This window comes from Shewanella sp. ISTPL2, from assembly GCF_013283205.1.
Taxonomy (GTDB): domain Bacteria; phylum Pseudomonadota; class Gammaproteobacteria; order Enterobacterales; family Shewanellaceae; genus Shewanella; species Shewanella oncorhynchi.
The window spans coordinates 1474310-1494921 of the sequence record NZ_JAAPAV010000001.1 but is presented as its reverse complement, the minus strand read 5'-3'; the positions used below and the strand labels follow the sequence as shown (position 1 = coordinate 1494921).

Sequence of the window (20612 nt, the reverse complement as noted above, 5' to 3'; positions counted from 1 at the left end):
AAGACTGTGCTATAAACACTGAGCAATGACGTTCGCAAACATAGAAAAGGCGCCACAGGCGCCTTTTTTGTCTCTCAAATAACAAGCTAGCCAATGCCACTCATCCGCCTTAGGCTTTTTTCGCTGATGTGCGACTCAATGGCTGCTCCTCAAGGTGCGCCACTAAAAAGACTAAAAAGCGAAACAGGGATTTAATCTTAAGATCATGATTTTTATTGGGCTCAGCCGCGACTAACTTCTGCAGCGATTTGATTCTAGCGTAAGCATTCTCGACTAAAGCGTCGTTCTCTTTACCGACATATTTATTAAACTCGGCAAATTCACCAATAAATTTCAGTGTCACTTTACGGTGATTTAACGCAGTGAGTGCTGCGCCCTCTTTCAGTTTTGCCTCAAAAATACTGCATTCTAAACCGCTGGCGATCGCACTTTGCGACAAACCGCTGCTTAAGGCATCGGCCAGAAAACCCAAATTGGCTTTTAACTCGAAGGCAATCGCCTGCTTACTGGCGCTCGATTGCTGCCAGCGACTGCGTTCCTTATCGAAAATATCGTATAGTTCTTTCCAAATGCTCATGCGCTTTGCCTACCTTGCACTGAATCGCTCCCTTCGTATATAGCACTCGACTTTTTTGAAATGCTAGCGTTGTTAATACTAACGTTTTTAATACTAGCGACTGAAAGTTATCATAAATTTAAGGTTTTCGGCATAGCGCTATGATAAATAATAAGTTAAATAATGGCCTAAAAGCACATTCACGCTAAAACTAAAATCTATATAAAAAAATGGCCCGAACGAGTCGGGCCAGAGTGCAAGCCATATTCACTGTGAGAGCCATGTGAAAACTGCCTGAGTGACAAACAAGCTCAGTGCAAACTCATGACTAACTCACTACTCATCTAATGGCATATAAAGTTAAAGCGCTTGCGATTTTTTCGCGTTATTTTTCTCGGCGGCGAGTCGACGCTGCGCTTCTTTTTTCTCACGGCGCGCTTCAATCACTTGATTTACATCGCTACCGATATGCGCTTCATTACGGGCTTTAGCCAGATTCACTTGACGTTCACGCTCAACGAAACGTTTACGCTGCTCGTCAGAAATTTTATCGATACAATGTGGGCAACTGACACCTTGCACATAGGCAGGGCTCTGTTTTTCAGCTTCAGTGATTGGCATACGGCAAGCATTACATTGATCGTATTGGCCTTTCTTCAAGTCATGATTTACCGCAACGCGGTTATCAAATACAAAGCACTCGCCTTCCCACAGGCTTTCTTCCGCTTTGACTTCTTCAAGGTATTTAAGAATACCGCCTTCGAGATGATAGACCTCATCAAAGCCTTGCTCTTTTAAATAAGCAGTTGATTTCTCACAGCGAATACCGCCAGTACAGAACATGGCGACCTTCTTATGTTTAGCAGGATCAAGATTCTGCTTCACATATTCAGGGAATTCTCTGAAGGTTTCAGTCACAGGATTAATGGCATTTTTGAAAGTGCCGATTTGCACTTCATAGTCGTTACGGGTGTCGACTAAAATCACGTCCGGATCAGAAATCAGCGCATTCCAATCTTGAGGCTTCACATAGGTGCCAACCACTTTAAGTGGGTCAATACCTTCAACGCCCATAGTCACGATTTCGTTTTTCAGCTTGACTTTAGTGCGGTAGAACGGCATTTCATCGTCAAATGATAACTTGTGAACGATATTGTCTAGGCCATTTTGGCTATTAAGCCACACTAATAACGCTTCAATCGCTTCTTGAGTGCCAGCAACTGTGCCATTGATCCCTTCACTTGCGAGGAGCAGAGTGCCTTTGATCTCGGCCTGTTCCATCATAGCGAGCAATGGCGCTCGGATAGATTCAAAATGCGGTAACGACACGAATTTATATAACGCACATACGACAACTTTAGCCATAACACCCTCTTTGCTGGCTGGAACTTAATTTCCAGTGCATAAACAAATCAATCATCTGCAGCCTTGCTGCAGATCCCAAAAATAGCGCGGAATTCTACCTGAGTCACAGCAAGATAAACACAGATAAAATACAGGGTCTTTAATTCTTTACGCACAGTGGTGAGAAAAATCATTCTATGATGGTAATTTAAGCAGAAATCCCAGTATGAAAGCGTTACCATCTGCGCCCTTTGAATATTGCATGATTGGCACGCAACATTCGCATTGGCATGCTCGCGTCGTCAATAAGCAAGTATGAACACGCTGACATCAGCTTTAGTCGCATCAACTTCCACGCATGGCGCCGCACAGTAGAGGAAATCCGAATGACTCTAGCCGTCTTATACACCTTCCGCCGTTGCCCCTATGCCATGCGAGCACGTTTGGGACTCTTATTAGCCCAATGCAATGTTGAAGTCCGTGAAATCACCCTTAAAGCCAAACCACCACAAATGCTAGCGGCCTCATCTAAGGGTACTTTGCCAGTATTAGTACTAGCAAACGGCGAGGTGATTGCCGAAAGTCTTGAGATCATGCGCTGGGCACTCACGCAAGCAGATCCCTTAGATCTATTGTGTCAGCAAAATCCTGCTATTGAAGATAAAATGGCACAGCTTATCGCGAAAAATGATCAGCAATTTAAACCATGCCTTGACCGCTATAAATATGCCGACCGTTACCCTGAGCAAACGCAAGCTTATTATTATCAGCAGGCGAGTCATTTCCTCCTGCAACTTGAAACATGCTTAGGGCAACACCCCTTTTTAGTCGCCGATACACCTCGCCTTGCCGACTACGCAATCATACCTTTTGTACGCCAGTTTGCCGCAGTGGATCTTAAACGTGCGCTTAGTGATGATTTTCCGCGAGTCGCCGCTTGGCTGAATCGACTTATTTCGAGTGAAATATTTATTCGTGCGATGGAAAAATATGTGATCTGGGACGCTAGCCATTCTCCAACTTGCTTGTTAGGAGACGTGTAAGCCAATAAGATTTAAAGATTATTTTTATTTTATGTTATAGCCATCGGTAAAATATTCAAGTAAGGTATTTGCTACTAGGTAACTAATTTAGCTAATCGTAGCTAGACAATCTTCTCAAGAAAAGTAACCACGCCTAAAGACTCAAGGACGTGAATGATAGAACACAAGGATAAGACAGTTGGAAAATATGGATATTAATATCGTTATTATGCTTGGGGGCCTGGTGCTATTGCATTGTCTATTTGCCCTTCGGGCTTTCAAGAGTAAAGTGGATCTCAGCACCAACAAAAAGTGCTTATGGTGCCTACTGAGTCTGATACTCGGCCCTATGGGTTATTATGGTTTTCACGGTTTTATTCCCCTAGATAGAATTCTCAAAGACTAAACGGTAAAACTGAATACCTTCAAAAAGCCAGTCATACCATTGATTTAATTATCAAATTAAGAAAAAATAGCGCAACCTTAAGCTGCGCTATTTATACGACCCAGTTTAATCAAACAAGGCATGACAGTTAACTACAAATGACTGTGCAACAATACCGAGTCATCAGGAACTTTTTGGATCACAGGCGCTTGCCCTTCAGCCAAGGCTTGTTTATAGCTTTGATTCATTTTAAGGGCGAGATACAAATCTGGCCGGATCAAAATACCCCCCTCCCCTGTCTGCATGCCCGCTTGCTCAAACCAACTCAGCATCTGCCGTTTACGTCCCGCAAGCACTAAACGAACGCCACGTTTTTTAAGCAATTGATGTAAATCAGCCAACATGGCCATCACGCTTAAATCCAAATGGGTAAAACAAGGCACTGCATCAATAATGATGCAATCGACAGGCTCAAATTCCCGAATAAACTTTTCCAGTAAACGACGCTTAAAATACGTCGCATTAAAGTAAGTTAACGGCGAATTAAAGCGATATATAAATACTCCTGGAACCGATTTAGCTTTACCCGATTCATCGACACTACGGATAACGCCCTTATGATCTAAACCAAGCACTTGATCCGTAGGCCGCATCACAGTAGCGAGGAACTGGAATAAACCCAGTAATACAGCCAAGGTTATCCCAGGGATAACCCCAATAAACAACACAGAGAACAAAGTGATACAGGCAAGTAAAAAAGCAGACCTATCCCGCACTCGTAGATTCCACAGTGACTTTAAATCGATAAGCGAGATTGAGGCAATCACCAGCACCACACCTAAGGCGGCACTGGGGATGAACTTCAAAGGCGCAGTGAAAAATAGCGCCACAACACCAATCAATACCGCCGCAATGATAGACACTAACTGGCTCTTACCACCATTGGCATCATTAACCGCAGTGCGGGAATCCGCGCCGCTCACCGCAAAACCTTGAGATATGGCAGACGCTATATTGGCTATTCCTAACGCCCTGAACTCTTTATCGGCATCTATATCGTAACCGTTTTTTGCCGCAAAGCTTCGAGCCGTCAACATCATGCTCACAAAGCTCACCATGGCTAAGTTAAGCGCCGGTACCACAAGCTCACGGGCAATACCTAAATCAAATACAGGCGCTTGGAATGAAGGTAATCCAGAGGTCACTTCTCCGACGACGCTAATATCAAAGCTCGTCAGGTTAAACACCCAAACAAGGAAAGCTGCCATCGCCATTGCGCACATAGAAGCTGGCCATTGGGGACGAAACCGTTTCACTAAGGCATAAGTCGCTAGCGTCACAATCCCCATAGTCAATGTCGGCCAATGGGTTTTGGATAAGTAGGAAGGCGCACCGCTGAGGCGTTCGATTAGATAACGCTCATCGAAGGTAAAACCGAAGATTTTTGAAAACTGTCCCACGATAATGGTAATTGCAACGCCATTAAGCAACCCCATCAAAATCGGCTTTGATAGAAAATCGGCGAGCACCCCCAGCCTAAAACGACTCGCAATCAAGCACCAAAAGCCTGTCATGGCCGTCATGGTCATCACTAACTGCCAGTGCTTCATGCTATCCCCTGCAGCTAGGGGCGTGACAACCGCGGCGATAACAGCACAAGTCGCCGCATCTGGACCCACGATTAATTGTTTTGAGGTGCCAAATAGTGCGTATACCAACATTGGTAATACGCAGGAATACAAACCCACGGCAGCATTCACACCAGTGAGCTGGGCATAAGCAATCGCTACGGGTAATGCCACAGCGGCAACGGATAAGCCTGCGCGCACATCATCCCTAAGCCATTGCTTTTCATATTGTAATAATTGCGCCAATCCCGGCATAAACGAAATCAAACTAGGGAACTTCACTCGGCAACCTCCATATACACACTATCAAGATAAGCAACAAGTATAACTGAGACTGAAAATGTTCAGCTAAAAGGTCATTACCTAAAAAGCCATCAATAGTATGTTGGTTATGGCATAAAGCCAATCATTACGCGAGTGTCTTCCTCAGAATATTTATAGGCTTAGGCACTTAATTCAAGCCAAGCTAGCGTAATATCATAGGTAATGACACTAAGAGCAAGCTGCCCATAAACCAATTAAAATGGCGCTTACGTCTATCGGTATTGAGTTTCTTACTGATAGCGGCACCGACAAATACCCAAGTAAATGATGCAGGAAATCCCACTATGTTGAACATTAATACGCCAAGAAACGCACTCAACCAAAAGCCATCGCCACTTAATGTAAAAGCGCTACACAGGGTAATCGTCGACATCCAAGATTTAGGGTTAATCCATTGAAATAATGCAGCTTCAATGAGCGTCATAGGTTTTCGTCCATCATCCAAATGCGTGCTCTGCACTGGCGACGTCACTAATTTGTACGCGAGATACAGCAAATATGCTAAAGCGAAATATTTCAATACTTGGTGCAAGACCGGTAATGCTTCAAACAAGGTACCGAGGCCGAATAATACCGCAAGATGTAAAGAGGTCGAACCCAAGCGGATCCCTGCAATATGTGGCACGGTACGCAGCACACCAAAATGTGCTCCAGAGCTAGCTAAGAGAATATTGTTCGGTCCGGGAGTCATTGTCATAGTCGCGCAAAACAGCGCGGTCGAGGCCATTAAAGTCCATAATTGTGGATCATAAAGCAGTGCAGTATTCATATTCGCCTTAAATTGTATGCATACATTTGTTGACATAAAAAGATGCAATAAATAATATACGGAGAATATTAGAGATCAATGGATTTATTGTCATGGGTACAATCTGGACACCAGACCTAACGACTTTTTCAGGCCCGAAATATCAGCGCTTAGTCAGTGCCATAGAACAAGGCATTTTGCAGAAGGTGTTAACCCAAGGTAGTAAACTGCCACCACAGCGCCGTTTAGCCGATGCCTTAGGCATCACTATTGGCACCGTGACCCGCGCCTATGCATTGGCGGAACAAAGGGGTTACGTCGAAGCGCGTGTGGGAGATGGCACCTATGTCAATGCCTCCCCTGTACCTGAAATGGGTAACGTACAATTGAATATGGCGACCTGTCAGCAGCCACTCACAGATCAAATCAGCACCCTAAGCGATTGCCTCAGCCAATTAGCGAAAGACCCCACTAAATTGAGTCAGTTACTCGGTTATCGCGCCAGTCCATTAGATCAACACCAACAAGTGTTCCACCAATGGTTAAACCAACGCGGCATACAGCAAACGCCCGAGCAACTGGTCTTTACCCATGGCGGCCAGCAAGCCATTTTTGCCTGTTTGAGCGCATTTTTATCAACAGGCGATGTACTGTTACACGAGCAATACAGTTATCCAGGCGTGAGAATTTGTGCTAAACAGCTTGGTGTCACTAGCGTTGGAGTGCCCCTTATCCACGAAGGATTAGATCTGCCGCGCTTTGAAGCCCTATTACAGATCCACAACCCTAAATTAGTCTATCTCACACTGAATAATCAAAACCCCACTTGCATTCAGTACAGTGAATCACAGCGGCAGAAAATCCTTGAATTATCAGAGCAATATCAATTCTATATCATTGAAGATGACGTGAATTATTGTTTACCTGAAGAATGGCATTCGCCCCTGTGGCAATTAGCAAAACAGCTGGCGATCCCAAGGGTGATTTATATTTCCAGCCTGTCAAAATTGTTTTCTGGCGGCTTAAGGCAAGGTTTTATTCTGGTTCCTGACCCCCTTATCGCCCAAGTGCGACTCGCTATTCATAGCCAATGCTGGATGGTGTCGCCGCTGAATATTGAAATTGCCTGTCAGTTGATAAAGAAAGGTCATATCACTGCAGAACGAGATACGCTCGTACGTCAACGCCAACGTCACTGTATCGCCATGGGCGAACGACTGGGATTAACCCAAACTTGGCGAGGGTTAAACGGTTGGATACAACTGCCAGAAGATATCAAAGCCCATCACCTCGTTACCGCACTGGCCGCAAAAGGCATATTAGTCCGTAATGGTGATGACTTTAATTGCCATGATAATTTTATCCGCTTGAGCCTTGGTGGCGCCGAAAATGACACTCAATTCAATCTCGCGGTTGAATGCATAGAATCGACCATACGTTCCTTAGTGCAAAATGCTTATTCAGTAGTGTAATGACTGCTTGTATAAGAGCTAACTTTCTGCATAAACATGGCTTTCTAGCCAAGTTATTTTTAATACTCTTTTTTGGGCTGTAATCTATAGCTGCAGTAAGATTGGCCATAAAACTCACGCAGCTATGATGCCTTGAATGTGCTATTTGAGAAATATTCTTCAGCTAGTCAAAAAATATTTCGATAATAAATCTTTTGGTAACTTTAACTTATCCAACAGCGTCATCACCTTCGCTTTCATGCTCTTCCGCTTTTACCTTTGCTAAAGCAGATTCTGCTGCTTTTTCTTGGGCTTCCCGCTCTGCAATTGCTTGCTGCACTTTGGCTTCTTCTAAGGCTTCAATTGGCAATAGACTGATAAGCTCAATGCCATTCGGAAATACGGTATCATTACCCGAAACAACGACGACCTTACCTTCTTTCGTCAGGTAAACCAGTGGTATTGCCGTCTCACCGTAACGCTTACGAAAATGTTCAAAGCTGAAGTTTTCGGTTAAATTCGTTACTTTCAGTTGAGCGCCTTTCGCCATTAGGCTGGCTATCTTGGCATAAGACACTGCATCACCAAACAAACATAAACGTTGCTTATAACTTTCAGAGAGCTGGTGGCGCGCACTGCCTACTTCGGTATTATTAAGACCAAAAACTTTTTTAGCACCAAAAAAGTCTTGGAAATGAAAGCTCACTAACGGGTTTAACTGTCGGTAAGGTGAAATAATCAACACGCGGCCAATTCCAGTTAAATCCATATAGGTTTCAGCATGTTCCGATACGGGATTACCAAAATACACTGGGATATTATCCATACGCGCGAGCCTAATGTTGTCCCAGTTATTATCAGCCAGTAGCACTTTGACATCTTTGGCTTTTAAAATTTTCGCTAACTCTCTGGAAAATTTTGAGGCACCAAAGATCAATAAACCTTGGGCAGAATCGGCTTTAACCCCAAGAAATCGTGCCCAACGTCCCGCTGTTAAACTTTGGACCACCACAGTGCCGATAATAATTAAGAACACTAAGGGCACAATTGCATCTGCGCCCTGCACATTGTTGGCTTCTAACTTGATTGCAAATAACGAAGATACCGCCGCGGCCACAATACCTCGAGGGGCAATCCAGCATAAAAACCACTTATCCGCTTTCGACAGAGATGTGCCGATACCAGAAGCCCAAATACTCAGCGGTCGTGCCAATAACATGGTCACCGCTAAAACACCCAGTCCACCCCAACCTAAGCCGAGCATGGCGTTAGAATCTAATCGCGCCGCCAGTAAAATAAACAGTGCAGAAATCAACAGTACAGTTAATGTTTCTTTAAATTCAAGGATTTCAGCAATATCCACACCACGCATATTCGCAAGCCAAATGCCCATAACCGTCACAGTCAATAAGCCCGATTCTTCTTGTAATAGGTTCGAGCCGACAAATATACCCAGCATTAAGGTCAAAACGGCGGTATTACGCAGATAGTGTGGCAATAGGTTGTGTCTTAAGATTTGTCCCGTTAGATAACCCGCCACTGCGCCAAGTCCTAATCCGAGGGACAACATAGAGCCTAAGGCATAAAGCACATGTGTCGTTTGATCGCTGGCAACGGTTATGTATTCAAAGACTAACACTGCGAGCAGCGCGCCTATTGGATCAATCACTATGCCTTCCCAACGCAAAATACTCGCTAGCTGGGATTTAGGACGCACACTTCTGAGCATTGGCACGATAACCGTAGGCCCAGTCACTACCACTAACGCCCCAAAGAGCAATGCAATTTCCCAACTAAAATCCAGTAAATAAAAGGTGGCCGTACTGATACAGGCCCAAGTGATCACGGTACCGATAGTCACAAGATGCGTCACCATACGACCATGATCTTTGATTTCTTTGAAGTTAAGAGTCAAAGCCCCTTCAAATAAAATCACGGCGACCCCGAGGGAAATTATCGGAAAAAGCAAATCACCAAAAATCGCATCAGGATTGAGGAATCCAAGCCCAGGGCCTAAAGTGAGCCCACATAGCAACAAGGGTAAAATCGCTGGTAACCGCAGTTTCCAGCCAAGCCATTGACAAAATAACGATAGCACTCCAATTAGCGCTAGCATGCCAGTAATGTGTTCAACCATATAAATCCTTTAGATAACTGAGCTAAATACTAATGAGCTTAGCTTTAATGACGCAGATGACAACAGCATGAACAGTAAGCTGAAATTATCTATTCGATATATCCACTGTTAAATATGACTCTTCCCTCATCATCTATGGAGAAAAATCAAGAAAACGGAGCAATCTAGCGACATCAAGTAAAATAAGCTGTAGTACAAATCCGAAAACATCAGATTTACCTTAAATAGGGATTTAAACTTAAAATAGAAAAACAAAAAAGCCTTATCTTTCGACAAGGCTTTAATCATTTGATGAAGCGAAGACATTGATCAGCAATACACGCTGGTGACTTTCGATAATACGCTAGCTCAAACTTTTATCGTTATTAGGTGTCAACTATAACGATGAGCTAATGTCTAACAACTAAAATGCGTGTGGCCCTACTCACTTGATAGACACAACCACATTTATACATATTTACCGAATCCAAATAATAACACAGGGGATAAATCCCCTGCTTAACACCATTAATCCCTACGGCTACCGTAGTAATCGTGCAGTTCGTTTTCCCATTCAACATCTTTCATATTGGGCCAATGGCCTTTGTCAAAACCTGGCGCCGTTTTGAGTCGCTCTAATGAGATGTCCATGACAAAACATTTTTGCTCATGATTAAGTGTCAGCATCTTCCAAGGCACTGCAAACAGCTTTTCTCCAAAACCAAAATAAGTACTGAACGACAGTACCGCATACCCGACGTGGCCCGTTTCCACTTCAAGCATAATTTCTTTGATATCCCCTAAGGTTTCACCAGAATTATTAACAACATTATTGCCGATCAGTGTTTCAGCGCCCATCAGATATGGGCCGGGTCCTTGTGCCAATGATGGAGAAGCGAACTGTGGATTGTTGTAAATGCCGTAAACATCGCGATCATGATAATTCATTTTGTTGACCTCTTTATTAGCGCAGCCCATGAAACTGGACAACGGAATAAGTGAAATACCAAACGTTGGTTTCGAATTGAACATGTCCGTCATTGGACATAAGTTAGAGTATGCATCTCTACAATCACTCGCTCTGTTCGGCATACCGCTTATCAGGTAATGCGAATATAAACACATCGACTCGTCAGATCCCTGTAAGTGCGCCAGCGTACCGACATCCCATTTGCTACGGCACAGACTCATGTTACCCAGTGCAAAATTGCCCCGGTATCAGGAAGATTAGCCATGTCTATTGCGACTATTTTATTGATTATTTTAATTTTGTTATTTCTCGGCATGCTCCCCACTTGGCCCCATAGCCGAAACTGGGGTTATCGTCCAGGTGGCCTTATAGGCATAGTGCTACTGGTGCTGATTATATTGCTGTTAACGGGACGCGTTAGCTAATGCCCCCATTTTTACTCTTTATTAAAAAGGATAATCTGATGAGAACAATTAAAATGTTAAGTATCTTCCTGCTGGCTCTAGGCTTAGTCGCCGTAGCCAGTTGCAGTTCTGCATACAACAAAGAAGGTACTGGCGAGTATTTAGATGACAGTGTGGTCACCACCAAAGTGAAAGCTGCCATTTTAAGTGATAAAAACTTAAGTGTGGCCGAGATTAATGTTGAAACTTTTAAAGGCGTGGTCCAGCTCAGCGGGTTTGTTAAATCGCGTGAAGATATCAATACTGCGGTAAAACTAACAAGCAAAGTACCCGGCGTCATTTCAGTCAAAAACGATATGCAACTAAAATCTGGCGCACCTTCATCGCAACTAAAAAACTAGTCATTTAATCTCCATCATTCCGTAGCCCCCGTTCAGGGGCTGCGGCCCTTCTTTTTTGCAGCAGATTTTCTGGTGCCAAGTCAATGCCACCACAGGTTGAACCGCTATGCCCACTCAACACCAAGACACATTAGCCCCACAAATTCAGAACCGATTAATCCGTCATCTGCCAGTGGTGGAACAAGCGGATTTATTATCGCAAGCTGAGTTAGTCCAACTTAAGTTTGCCGACTTACTGTGCAAGCCTGGCGAGTCATATCAATATGTCTATTTTCCCTTAACGGCTTTTATTTCTTTGATTGCTAAACTCCCCAAACATCCGGCATTGGAAATGGGTTTGATTGGTTACGAAGGTATGCTTGGAGCGACGACTTTGCTGGGCACTCGGCAAGTGCCTTCCGAGGCGATCATCCAAGGTTCTGGTCAAGCTTGGCGACTCCCCATTGAATCCTTTGAAGGCTTACTCGCTCAAAATACCAATCTGAAGCAAATAGTAGAGACTTATCTATACACTTTGCTATGCCAATTATCACAAAATGCAGTCTGTGCCCATTTTCACTCCATTGAATCTCGTCTAGCACGTTGGTTGCTAATGAGTCACGACCGAATTCAGACTGATGAGTTATATCTAACCCATCAATTTTTAGCCGACATGCTAGGTGTTAGGCGAAGCAGTATTACCGAGGCCGCAGGCAATTTACAGATCCGCGGCAGCATTTCATATAATCGTGGGCGGTTACATATTCTTGATCGGCAAGCTCTACTTGCCCGTTGCTGTAGTTGCTATCACTCAATGCGCACTTAAGTGCATATTTTCCGCTCAACAATTCAAATAATCTGCCATTATGTTCGCTACCGTACATAGCATAGGTGTTTCTCGCTGTAACCTGAGTTAGCTATATCACCATACAAGGACACGCTATCATAATGGACACACTAGAACTGAAATCTGTATCAGAGCGCGCGCCACCGGAAACTCACTTCCCGCCAGAATCCAATCGGTTGTTATGTGAATTGCCAGAGGAAGTCAAACAACGTATTTTCCCGCATCTGGAGCTGGTTCCATTAGAACTCGGACAAGTGGTCTGTGAAGCAGGCTCAAAGCAGCGTTATGTGTATTTTCCGTTGGACTCCATTATTTCGCTGCTGTATGTGATGGAAAATGGGGCATCCGCTGAAATTGCCGTCGTTGGCAATGATGGTATGGTCGGCGTTGCACTGTTTATGGGAGGAGAAAGCACGACGAGTCGCGCTGTAGTGCAAAGTGCTGGCGTTGCCTATCGATTGTTTGGTCAGCGGCTTAAAGACGAATTTAACCGTCATGGCGCCCTGCTCCATCTGTTACTGCGTTACAGTCAGGTGCTACTGACCCAAATGGCCCAGACCGCGGTTTGCAATCGCCACCATAGTATTGAACAGCAACTGTGTCGTTGGTTACTGCTTTCGATAGATAGGCTGCCCGATGATCGCGTGCTGATGACACAGGAATTGATTGCTAATATGCTCGGCGTACGCCGTGAAGGTGTCACCGATGCGGCAGGCAAACTGCAGCGCATGGGAATTATCAATTACAGTCGTGGGAATATTGAAGTGGTCGATCGCGCGTTACTAGAACAAACCTGTTGTGAATGTTACTCAGTCGTTAAGCAGGAATCAGAACGGCTGATGCCACCTCAACAAGCGCAGCAAACATAAACCTACAGTGAATATAAGAATACAGTAACAATAGGAAGTGCGTTAAAAAGGAAGTGTTTTAAAAACAACCGATACTTTAGTACATCAGCCATAAAGACTCACATTTCAATTCTTGTATCCTAACCGGTACTTCAAATAAAAATACACATAGCGGATGGCTAGACCACTCGTACAACAGCCATTCTATCGTTATCCCATATGCCACTTCAGTACTAAACCCACACTGGTACTGCAAACCATAAATAAGAACAGGCAGTCATCAACCCGACACGCCAACATGGCGAAAACTGATGCTGCCTAATATCCACCATATTACCTTTGTAATCAAAGCATTATGGTTACTCATTTTTTAGCCCACCCAGCAAACAAAAAACGTGCCGAGCAGCCAATACTGCCACCACGGATCCCATGCGCGCTAACGCACAGACGTTTAATAGTTAACAGGTCATGCTGAATGTACGGTTCATGCACTCTTGCACTACACCGGGTTACTTGAGGTTTATATGAAAAAATTCAAAGAACAACATAAATCCGTCGATAACGATGCACAGAATTCCAACACCAACAAGGCCAATCCTCCCGTCGTAGCCCGCAACCGTCAGATGATCAAAACCACAGTTGCAGATAAAGCTAAACAAGACGTGGATACCAGTAAAAGCACACACAATAAGCGAGGTTGAAGAACTTAAATCAAACGACAAGGAAGATAACTGGACTGAAAAAGAGCCAAATCATCACTCGTTAGACTAGGACGTGACGAACAAACAGGGAAAAGTTTCATTGATTAAGTGCAAAAACTAAACCATGCAGTAACACACTGCGTTTAGCTCAAGCCGATGCAACCCTTAGTGTACCGGCCCTCTTTACTCAGAGGAGTAGATCATGAATTTCCGTGGCGTCAAATTACTCACTCATACCAACTGACTCAAAAATGGGGCTATTCACCAGCATATTGACTGTGCATGGTGGAATAACAAACCTAAAGACCACACTCGGCGCACTGTTTCCGAGAAAGGAATTTCAAATGAACATCAATAAAAATCAACAACCACAGCAATATTCAATCGGTCTACAGCGAGCCAAGCACTTCTTATTGGCAGGTTGTATTGCAACAGCGCTCGTGGGCTGCAGTTCAACGCCATTGACTAAGACCGCAGAAATGGAACGGGCTGAACACACCATTGCCCGCGCAGAGCAAGCAAGAGTCGGCCAATATGCCTCAAATGAACTGGCACAGGCCAGACTTAAACTTCAATCTGCAAGCAGCGCATTACTCAATATGGACACTGTCAGCGCCGATCGTTACGCCATAGAGGCGAGCCTTGAGGCCGAACTGGCACAAGCTCGCGCTGAGCTGGCACAAGCCAATAGCGTCAATAATGAAATGAAAAACAATATCAGCATACTGCAGCAAGAAATGTTGCGCCGTTCAGGAGGAATTCAGTAATGAAAAAACTTATCGCTTCGTCGGGTCTGCCTTTACGTTTTAGCCAAATACTGGCATATAGCCTACTCCTAACCACTGTAGCAGCTTGTAGCAGTACGCCCAAAATAGCTGAAGGCATCGGTGATATCCGTACAGAACTTAATAAACTGCAAGCGAATAATGAACTGGCAATTTTAGCCCCTGCTGCCATTAAACAAGCTGAAGAAGCCGTTCGCGCTGCTGAACAACCGGTAAAAGATGAGCAACAATCACAGCACCTAGTGTTTGTTGCTGATAAGAAAGTCAATATTGCCTTAGCTCAAGCGCAGAGCCGCTTTGCCGAGGATCAACATAAAGTCCTCGCCAAAAAACGCGATGACGCCAGATTAGATGCTCGAACCACAGAGGCCAATCAAGCCCATCAAGATGCGCGCCTAGCCCGTGCTGATGCTGCAGATGCGCGTCAGGAAACGACCGAACTGCAAGCCCAGCTCACATTGCTGAATGCCCGTCAGTCAGAACGTGGTTGGGTCGTAACCTTAGGTGATGTTTTATTTGATACTGCCAAAGCGGATCTTAAGTCATCGACCAGTCAACATCTAACCAACCTAGCGAACTTTCTGAACAAGTATCCCGCGCGTGGTGCCATGATTGAAGGGTATACAGATAGCGTAGGCAGTGAGCAATACAATCTGGGTTTATCGCAGCAAAGAGCTGATAGTGTTAGCCATTTTTTACAGGGAAAAGGGATCCAATCCAATCGGCTCAGTAGCCTAGGTAAAGGTGAAAGCTCACCTGTTGCCAACAATGAGTCCGCCAGTGGCCGCCAGCAAAATCGTCGGGTTGAAGTCATCCTCACCGACACAGCACAGGCTCCACAGTAGCGATCACTTAATCATATTAAGATTTCAGCGTGATCCTTGCTGACATTTGAATCGAGTCTCATCGCTAATAAGATGAACAGCGCAGAAATTAAGGAGATCAGTAAAAAGCAAAAAGCCCCATCTTTCGATGGGGCTTTTTGCAATTTGGCGGAGCGGACGGGACTCGAACCCGCGACCCCCGGCGTGACAGGCCGGTATTCTAACCAACTGAACTACCGCTCCAAATTCTTCCATATCCCAATATTTGACGGGTATTAAACCCACTAACCCCAGCGTGACAGGCCGCTGATGTCAAAACGATACTCTAACCAACTGAACTACCGCTCCAAATTTTTCCTTATCCAAGTATCTTACGGGCATCAAACCCGCTAACTCCAGCGTGACAGGCCGCCGATGTTAAAACAGAACGATAATTCAACACACTTATCAAGGCTCTGCTTAAGATGCGAAGAATAATACGGTTGAGCCCTGCAGGCGTCAACCGTTTTTTTACTTCGATTTATCATTTGATTAAAAAAAAGCCAAATCAATTGCAGACCTTGATTTATATCCCAAATATCGCTCAACGTTCCAGTTCAAAGTCATAAATCAAACACATTAAGCAACGTTTGGCTAACGGTCTTTATCTGCCTCATCTGGCATAGTGAGATCGATTTCATCTAATGAAGGCGCTGCGGGTGGATTTGCAGATGCTTCATTCAATAAACGTAACTCCGCGGCAGCTAAGGCCTGCGCCAAACTTTGGCGCTTACGCCACACAATTAATCCCACCACGCCTAAGACTAATAAGATAGCGTTGACTGTAATGATCCAGAACATTGCATCTTTCTTCGCAAGCTCTTCTTCCTCTGCCGCTTTTTGTGCAGCAACAGCAGCCAACTCTTCGGCACTTGGTGGTGGTTCTGGTGGTTCAATTAAGTTAAAGAAAAGCTCAGGTAAATCCAGCACGATTTCACGACCAGTGACAGTCGTCGTAGCCACAAAACCTTTAATTCGATAACTACCAAACTCTGTCACTGTAGGTAAATCTAATTCAGAGTCAGGCTCAGTGAGACCATTTACAACCAAAGGCAGTTGCAAGCCAGCAGGGCCGACTAACTCAAAGGAAAAATGCGTCTCAGCCAGCTGCAACACTGTCTTATCCACGTGTAACATGACTTTCCATTGCCCTGTTAGCGGATCGTCAGGGGTAATAACTTCTAGATTAATTGGCCGAGGTGACAATTTAAACGGGAATGAAACCTGCCGTTCAAACACATTATTACGTGCCTGCACGACAAACTCATAATCACCCCAAGGCTGCTTTATATTGATATTGCTGGTAAATACACCATCGTCGGGTTTTTCATCGTAATCTTCACCATTGTCTTTATAGGAACCAACAATAATGTCACCCGCGGCAAAATTTTCATCGCCCGCCTTATGTTTACTCACAAAATGTGCAGTCCATTCGACTAAATAATCTAACCCAGGCATACGCACACGCTGCTCGTCACCCATTAACTGCGCGACAATTTTAACTTGTTCACCTTGGAAGATTGGCTGTGGTAAAGGCTGGACTTCGATTTCGAGTTTTGAGAGCTTCTTAAGGGTTGAACCAGAGACGACCTTGCCCACCAACTGCCAAGGTCCGGGCTGTGGTGACTCAATGTAAATAATATCGCCCGTTATACCATCAACCCACTTAACGGTTGCTGGATGACGATTGGCGTACCATTTACTGCCATCGGGTAACACTATGACCACAGGCGCAGAGCCATATTCACGCTCCACTAATAAGGTCATGTTATCGACCATATGATCAATACGAAAACGGTTTTTAAGCTCGGAAGCCGTTTCCAATCCTACAATCGGTGCTGCCTTAGGTGGCTTGACGACTTTTTTGGCGGGATCTAGGTCAGCGGCCAATACACTCGCCACACTACATAACAGCGTAGTGGCAAGCAGGCAAAAAGCTAAAATGGGTTTATGGCGCGACATCGGCATAGTAATTCTTCTATCCTCTCCAGAGGCATTTACCTGATTTTGCGACTAAATCAAGGCGTTGTTCATGCATTGTCAGTTCATCGGCCGATGCGCCAATCACTTTAAGATTAAGTGATTGCGGATCAAAACGTTGAATCCCCCCCGCTTCCTGCCCCGCTTCTTCGTTAGACAAATTAAACTTTGTCTGTCCGCCAGTCATGATCAGATAAACATCAGCGAGGATCTCGGCATCGAGTAATGCGCCGTGGTACTCGCGGCGAGAAGTATCGACGCCGTAACGCTTACAGAGCGCGTCGAGATTGTTTTTCTGGCCGGGATGTAAAAACTTAGCAATCTCTAAGGTATCGAGGATCTGACAAATATCAGCGGTTTTCGGACCACGCGGCTGCAGCAGTGAAAACTCATGATCCATGAAGTTCACGTCGAAGTTCGCGTTATGTGCGACGATTTCAGCGCCGTCGATAAAGTTGATAAACTCTTGAGCAATTTGATGGAAACGCGGCTCTTTAGCCACGCGCTCATCGGTAATACCGTGAACAGCGATAGCTTCGGGATCAATTGCTTGACCAGGATTGATATATTGGTGGTAATAACGCCCCGTCAAACGACGGTTTACCACTTCCACACAACCAATCTCGATGATCCGATGGCCTAAATAGATGGCGCCGCTGCCCTGGTTCATACCTGTGGTTTCGGTATCTAAAATAACCTGACGGCTAGCATTAGAGATAATATTCATGTTTTTATGCGCTTCTTATGACAATTTTTAGTTATACTCGGCCGAAATTCCCGGCTATGGTAACAATTTGATGACTGAACTAAAACTGATCCACATCTTCACCGACGGCTCTTGCTTAGGCAATCCCGGTCCTGGCGGCTATGGCATTGTAATGAATTATAAAGGCCATACAAAGGAGATGTCCGACGGTTTTGCGCTCACGACCAATAATCGCATGGAATTGTTAGCCCCAATCATAGCGTTAGAAAGCTTGAAAGAACCTTGCCAAGTCGTGCTCACCAGCGACAGCCAATATATGCGCCAAGGCATAATGACATGGATCCATGGCTGGAAGAAAAAAGGTTGGATGACATCAAACCGTACCCCAGTCAAAAACGTTGACCTATGGAAACGATTAGATAAAGCCTCACAGATGCACACTATCGACTGGCAATGGGTTAAAGGTCATGCAGGCCACGCCGAAAACGAACGTTGCGATGTGTTAGCTCGCACCGCGGCAGAATCTAAACCAACCCAACCCGATTTAGGTTATCAGCCTTAACCCAGTGCCACTCAGTGTAAACTCGCTAAGTGCGAAAAAGTAAGTTCGATGCAATCACGCCTAAGTTAAGTACTTGGGCGTGATGATTTAATTCGCGATTCATCTCACAGTTTAAGCTTACCGTCAAAATTAACCTTTCAAATAAATCGCTTAAGCTCACTGTTTACGAGGGCCATTGCTATCAAACGGTTTATTTCAGTTCCACACCTGCAATATTAAAAAAATTCTCACAAAACAGCACAAAAGCTTGACCTAGGGATGTCGCCTGACGGCTCTTATGGGTGATGCGATAAAACTGCCGCTCGAGTACGAGTCCCTCAATCGTGACTAACGCTAACTCTTTACGACTGATTTCTTTCTCTAGCGCCAACTCAGATAACACCCCAAGCCCAGCACCTTGTTTCACGGCCAATTTAATCGCATCCGGCGTAGTAAAGCAGAATTTAGCCTCTGGCTGCATATCCAACTCATTGGCGGCATTTACAAAATATTCGCGAGTGCCCGATCCTTCCTCACGTAGCACCCAAGACAGCCCTTTAACCGCCGCAGGTTTAACCACTTTCCCCGCCAGAGGATGCGCCGGATGACAAAACACCAGCAGCCTATCCTTATGCCATGCTTCGACACTCAAACGATTGTCAGTGCAATGGCCTTCAATAAAGCCCATTTCAGAGCGGAACTGAGCAACCGCTTGGATCACATCTTGAGTATTAGTGATCGCCACATCCACATGGGTTTGAGTATGTTGCTGACAAAATGCCACTGCGGCTTTCGCCATTAGATAATTGCCGATTGTCGAACTGGCACTGATGCTTAAACGCCCAACCAGATCACCACCATGATAAGTAAATGCCTGCTCAATTTGTTCAACACGGTGTAATAGATCCGTTGCCAATGGCAGCAGTAAATTACCCTGGGAGTTAAGCTGTAATCGATTGCCAATACGTTCAAATAGGCGGGCATTTAGCTGCTTTTCTAATTCAGCTAAGGCCATAGATGTCGCCGGTGGTGATAAATTCACTTGTTCAGCCGCCTTTGCGACTTGGCCGCTACGTGCCACAGCTTCAAATACCGCCAATTGTCTTAAGGTGATCCGCATATTAAAACCTGTACTTAAAAAGGAAATGGCTTATCAGTTTTCCGAATGCTCTGATAAATGCCCTGAACGTCCCGCGGTCGGCGCCGTGGTCCAATTCGTTTGCCGCACCTTACGTTTATCGCGAATAGGCGTGAGTGGCGACTCGAGTTTACGCGCCACAATCAAATACAAACTGCCCGCGCTAGGAAGCCATGACGCTAAACTCTGTTGAAAAAATTTACCTTGGGTGAAATCACCCATTAAGGGGTGATAGACCAAACGCTCATCGCCCACCACTTGATAACCTAATAAACCTAACCAATCTCGCACCCTTGATGGCATAAAAAAGCGGCCATTCCATGGGAGACAATCCTGATACTTAGGCCATAACTTACCCAAAAATACTGGACTCAAGGGATTAAAACCGACGATAAAAAGATAGCCTCCGGCGATGAGTACCCGATCGGTTTCACGAAGAATACGGTAAGGATCGGGTTCAAATTCGAGCAATAGACTCATCACCACCGCATCTATCGCCGCATTCTGCAGGGGTAAATGACAAAAATCGCCTTCAATCGAGGCGCCTTTGGATGGCGAGAGTGAAAAATGATGGGCGACTGGCGATGCCATGCTCGACAATTCGGCACTCAAAGGCCCTAACTTTAATAAATGATAACCAAAGACTCTTGGCCACCAATCTTCAAGTTGTTTAGCAACAGCTTGTTGCAACGCCTCACCATTGGGTAAGTCGCTCCATTGTTCGGGTTTGAGCTCAGTACTAAAATGCGACACAGAGTTCCTCCGTTAGTTGGGTAGACAAGTATCCAATTGGGTCAAAGATTGCTGCCATTTTGCCACAGGACAAAAGCGGCAAAGGTCGCCAAGGGCCGTTCACTCATGGATAATACCTTTAT

The 20612-nt window shown here is 44.9% G+C and carries 22 protein-coding genes and 1 tRNA gene; 11 read left to right on the top strand and 12 right to left on the bottom strand.

Annotation, left to right across the window (positions count from 1 at the left end):
* Positions 1 to 109 precede the first annotated feature (109 nt).
* The 3 genes from HUB64_RS06725 to HUB64_RS06715 all read right to left on the bottom strand — a co-directional run bounded on the left by HUB64_RS06725 (position 110) and on the right by HUB64_RS06715 (position 2142).
* Positions 110 to 577: a hypothetical protein gene (locus HUB64_RS06725; protein WP_131524476.1), complete on the bottom strand. Its 468-nt coding sequence runs from the start codon at positions 575 to 577 to the stop codon at positions 110 to 112.
* Between the two features lie 339 nt (positions 578 to 916).
* Positions 917 to 1921 carry a rhodanese-related sulfurtransferase gene (locus tag HUB64_RS06720; protein WP_028760070.1) on the bottom strand — a complete coding sequence of 335 codons (1005 nt, stop codon included), beginning with the start codon at positions 1919 to 1921 and terminating at the stop codon, positions 917 to 919.
* A 47-nt stretch (positions 1922 to 1968) separates the two neighbouring features.
* Positions 1969 to 2142, bottom strand: a complete 174-nt coding sequence (locus HUB64_RS06715) for a hypothetical protein (RefSeq protein ID WP_173496656.1) — start codon at positions 2140 to 2142, stop codon at positions 1969 to 1971.
* A 144-nt stretch (positions 2143 to 2286) separates the two neighbouring features.
* Between HUB64_RS06715 and HUB64_RS06710 the strand changes: the two genes are divergently transcribed.
* Complete coding sequence (locus HUB64_RS06710) at positions 2287 to 2943, top strand: glutathione S-transferase (protein ID WP_173496655.1); 657 nt, start codon at positions 2287 to 2289, stop codon at positions 2941 to 2943.
* Between the two features lie 187 nt (positions 2944 to 3130).
* Positions 3131 to 3328 (top strand): hypothetical protein, encoded by a 198-nt coding sequence (locus HUB64_RS23145; protein ID WP_028760072.1) that lies wholly within the window; start codon positions 3131 to 3133, stop codon positions 3326 to 3328.
* Positions 3329 to 3459: 131 nt separating this feature from the next.
* On the opposite strand, the gene HUB64_RS06705 is transcribed toward HUB64_RS23145, so the two are convergent.
* Both HUB64_RS06705 and HUB64_RS06700 read right to left on the bottom strand, forming a co-directional pair.
* On the bottom strand, positions 3460 to 5217 hold the full coding sequence (locus tag HUB64_RS06705; RefSeq protein ID WP_028760073.1) for a SulP family inorganic anion transporter: 1758 nt from the start codon (positions 5215 to 5217) through the stop codon (positions 3460 to 3462).
* A 184-nt stretch (positions 5218 to 5401) separates the two neighbouring features.
* Complete coding sequence (locus HUB64_RS06700) at positions 5402 to 6028, bottom strand: LysE family translocator (RefSeq protein ID WP_028760074.1); 627 nt, start codon at positions 6026 to 6028, stop codon at positions 5402 to 5404.
* Between the two features lie 92 nt (positions 6029 to 6120).
* Between HUB64_RS06700 and HUB64_RS06695 the strand changes: the two genes are divergently transcribed.
* Positions 6121 to 7479: a PLP-dependent aminotransferase family protein gene (locus tag HUB64_RS06695; RefSeq protein WP_173496654.1), complete on the top strand. Its 1359-nt coding sequence runs from the start codon at positions 6121 to 6123 to the stop codon at positions 7477 to 7479.
* A gap of 208 nt (positions 7480 to 7687) precedes the next feature.
* On the opposite strand, the gene HUB64_RS06690 is transcribed toward HUB64_RS06695, so the two are convergent.
* Positions 7688 to 9595 carry a sodium:proton antiporter gene (locus tag HUB64_RS06690; RefSeq protein ID WP_173496653.1) on the bottom strand — a complete coding sequence of 636 codons (1908 nt, stop codon included), beginning with the start codon at positions 9593 to 9595 and terminating at the stop codon, positions 7688 to 7690.
* Between the two features lie 507 nt (positions 9596 to 10102).
* Positions 10103 to 10522 (bottom strand): PRC-barrel domain-containing protein, encoded by a 420-nt coding sequence (locus tag HUB64_RS06685; RefSeq protein ID WP_028760076.1) that lies wholly within the window; start codon positions 10520 to 10522, stop codon positions 10103 to 10105.
* Positions 10523 to 10813: 291 nt separating this feature from the next.
* On the opposite strand from HUB64_RS06685, the gene HUB64_RS06680 reads away from it, so the two are divergent.
* From HUB64_RS06680 to HUB64_RS06650, 7 genes are all read left to right on the top strand, one after another.
* Entirely contained in the window at positions 10814 to 10969 is a 156-nt protein-coding gene (locus HUB64_RS06680) for a DUF3309 family protein (RefSeq protein WP_197018079.1), read from the top strand.
* Positions 10970 to 11007: 38 nt separating this feature from the next.
* The gene (locus HUB64_RS06675) at positions 11008 to 11349 is read left to right on the top strand and encodes a BON domain-containing protein (protein WP_173496652.1); all 342 of its coding nucleotides are present in this window, start codon (positions 11008 to 11010) and stop codon (positions 11347 to 11349) included.
* A 106-nt stretch (positions 11350 to 11455) separates the two neighbouring features.
* A complete protein-coding gene (locus HUB64_RS06670) occupies positions 11456 to 12154 on the top strand; it encodes a Crp/Fnr family transcriptional regulator (protein ID WP_173496651.1) in 699 nt (232 codons plus the stop codon).
* Positions 12155 to 12276: 122 nt separating this feature from the next.
* Entirely contained in the window at positions 12277 to 13044 is a 768-nt protein-coding gene (locus HUB64_RS06665; RefSeq protein WP_173496650.1) for a Crp/Fnr family transcriptional regulator, read from the top strand.
* Positions 13045 to 13547: 503 nt separating this feature from the next.
* Positions 13548 to 13724, top strand: a complete 177-nt coding sequence (locus HUB64_RS06660; RefSeq protein WP_254451400.1) for a hypothetical protein — start codon at positions 13548 to 13550, stop codon at positions 13722 to 13724.
* Positions 13725 to 14068: 344 nt separating this feature from the next.
* The gene (locus HUB64_RS06655; RefSeq protein WP_028760080.1) at positions 14069 to 14491 is read left to right on the top strand and encodes a DUF4398 domain-containing protein; all 423 of its coding nucleotides are present in this window, start codon (positions 14069 to 14071) and stop codon (positions 14489 to 14491) included.
* Positions 14491 to 15354, top strand: a complete 864-nt coding sequence (locus tag HUB64_RS06650) for an OmpA family protein (protein WP_028760081.1) — start codon at positions 14491 to 14493, stop codon at positions 15352 to 15354. The genes HUB64_RS06655 and HUB64_RS06650 overlap by 1 nt, the downstream gene beginning before the upstream one ends.
* Positions 15355 to 15499: 145 nt before the next feature.
* Here HUB64_RS06650 and HUB64_RS06645 read toward each other — a convergent pair.
* The 3 genes from HUB64_RS06645 to dnaQ form a co-directional block, all read right to left on the bottom strand.
* Positions 15500 to 15576, bottom strand: a tRNA-Asp gene (locus HUB64_RS06645).
* A gap of 390 nt (positions 15577 to 15966) precedes the next feature.
* Complete coding sequence (locus HUB64_RS06640) at positions 15967 to 17340, bottom strand: TIGR03503 family protein (protein ID WP_173496649.1); 1374 nt, start codon at positions 17338 to 17340, stop codon at positions 15967 to 15969.
* Between the two features lie 10 nt (positions 17341 to 17350).
* Positions 17351 to 18079, bottom strand: coding sequence for a DNA polymerase III subunit epsilon (dnaQ, locus tag HUB64_RS06635; protein ID WP_173496648.1), 729 nt, complete (start codon positions 18077 to 18079; stop codon positions 17351 to 17353).
* Between the two features lie 70 nt (positions 18080 to 18149).
* On the opposite strand from dnaQ, the gene rnhA reads away from it, so the two are divergent.
* Positions 18150 to 18620 (top strand): ribonuclease HI, encoded by a 471-nt coding sequence (gene rnhA, locus HUB64_RS06630; protein ID WP_006081489.1) that lies wholly within the window; start codon positions 18150 to 18152, stop codon positions 18618 to 18620.
* A 190-nt stretch (positions 18621 to 18810) separates the two neighbouring features.
* Here rnhA and HUB64_RS06625 read toward each other — a convergent pair whose 3' ends face one another.
* Positions 18811 to 19719 (bottom strand): LysR substrate-binding domain-containing protein, encoded by a 909-nt coding sequence (locus HUB64_RS06625; protein WP_105252337.1) that lies wholly within the window; start codon positions 19717 to 19719, stop codon positions 18811 to 18813.
* Between the two features lie 33 nt (positions 19720 to 19752).
* Positions 19753 to 20490: a class I SAM-dependent methyltransferase gene (locus HUB64_RS06620; protein WP_028760087.1), complete on the bottom strand. Its 738-nt coding sequence runs from the start codon at positions 20488 to 20490 to the stop codon at positions 19753 to 19755.
* Positions 20491 to 20612: the final 122 nt, after the last annotated feature.

Excerpts from the sequence above, each read along its gene's own strand:
- HUB64_RS06725 (WP_131524476.1), bottom strand. The coding sequence starts at position 577 with ATGAGCATTTGGAAAGAACTATACGATATTTTCGATAAGGAACGCAGT.
- HUB64_RS06720 (WP_028760070.1), bottom strand. The coding sequence starts at position 1,921 with ATGGCTAAAGTTGTCGTATGTGCGTTATATAAATTCGTGTCGTTACCG.
- HUB64_RS06715 (WP_173496656.1), bottom strand. The coding sequence starts at position 2,142 with ATGGTAACGCTTTCATACTGGGATTTCTGCTTAAATTACCATCATAGA.
- HUB64_RS06710 (WP_173496655.1), top strand. The coding sequence starts at position 2,287 with ATGACTCTAGCCGTCTTATACACCTTCCGCCGTTGCCCCTATGCCATG.
- HUB64_RS23145 (WP_028760072.1), top strand. The coding sequence starts at position 3,131 with ATGGATATTAATATCGTTATTATGCTTGGGGGCCTGGTGCTATTGCAT.
- HUB64_RS06700 (WP_028760074.1), bottom strand. The coding sequence starts at position 6,028 with ATGAATACTGCACTGCTTTATGATCCACAATTATGGACTTTAATGGCC.
- HUB64_RS06695 (WP_173496654.1), top strand. The coding sequence starts at position 6,121 with ATGGGTACAATCTGGACACCAGACCTAACGACTTTTTCAGGCCCGAAA.
- HUB64_RS06690 (WP_173496653.1), bottom strand. The coding sequence starts at position 9,595 with ATGGTTGAACACATTACTGGCATGCTAGCGCTAATTGGAGTGCTATCG.
- HUB64_RS06685 (WP_028760076.1), bottom strand. The coding sequence starts at position 10,522 with ATGAATTATCATGATCGCGATGTTTACGGCATTTACAACAATCCACAG.
- HUB64_RS06675 (WP_173496652.1), top strand. The coding sequence starts at position 11,008 with ATGAGAACAATTAAAATGTTAAGTATCTTCCTGCTGGCTCTAGGCTTA.
- HUB64_RS06670 (WP_173496651.1), top strand. The coding sequence starts at position 11,456 with ATGCCCACTCAACACCAAGACACATTAGCCCCACAAATTCAGAACCGA.
- HUB64_RS06665 (WP_173496650.1), top strand. The coding sequence starts at position 12,277 with ATGGACACACTAGAACTGAAATCTGTATCAGAGCGCGCGCCACCGGAA.
- HUB64_RS06660 (WP_254451400.1), top strand. The coding sequence starts at position 13,548 with ATGAAAAAATTCAAAGAACAACATAAATCCGTCGATAACGATGCACAG.
- HUB64_RS06655 (WP_028760080.1), top strand. The coding sequence starts at position 14,069 with ATGAACATCAATAAAAATCAACAACCACAGCAATATTCAATCGGTCTA.
- HUB64_RS06650 (WP_028760081.1), top strand. The coding sequence starts at position 14,491 with ATGAAAAAACTTATCGCTTCGTCGGGTCTGCCTTTACGTTTTAGCCAA.
- HUB64_RS06640 (WP_173496649.1), bottom strand. The coding sequence starts at position 17,340 with ATGCCGATGTCGCGCCATAAACCCATTTTAGCTTTTTGCCTGCTTGCC.
- dnaQ (WP_173496648.1), bottom strand. The coding sequence starts at position 18,079 with ATGAATATTATCTCTAATGCTAGCCGTCAGGTTATTTTAGATACCGAA.
- rnhA (WP_006081489.1), top strand. The coding sequence starts at position 18,150 with ATGACTGAACTAAAACTGATCCACATCTTCACCGACGGCTCTTGCTTA.
- HUB64_RS06625 (WP_105252337.1), bottom strand. The coding sequence starts at position 19,719 with ATGCGGATCACCTTAAGACAATTGGCGGTATTTGAAGCTGTGGCACGT.